Annotated in this window: 1 rRNA gene; it reads right to left on the reverse strand. The window is 38.3% G+C overall.

Annotated elements, in window-relative coordinates:
• Positions 1-100 (reverse strand): 5S ribosomal RNA (gene rrf / locus FS802_RS30760); the annotation flags it as partial.
• Between the last annotated feature and the right edge of the window lie 148 nt (positions 101-248).

The raw sequence follows: 248 nt of genomic DNA on the forward strand, positions 1-248 counted from the left end.
CTCTCACAGGGACAAGGTCCCAACTACCATCGGCGCTAGAGAGCTTAACTTCCGTGTTCGGTATGGGAACGGGTGTGGCCTCTCTGCCATCATTACCAGACTGTATTCATTTAAGACAAGAATTATTGTAACTTATTTAACTTTTAAAGTCAACAAGTTTTTTTATATTCTTTCAAAACTAGATAACATTGCTACATATTATATGGTTAAGTCCTCGATCTATTAGTATTCGTCAGCTCCACATGTCA

Origin of the sequence: Bacillus sp. DE0042 (genome assembly GCF_007680225.1) — a bacterium.
GTDB classification, from domain to species: Bacteria; Bacillota; Bacilli; order Bacillales; family Bacillaceae_G; genus Bacillus_A; species Bacillus_A wiedmannii.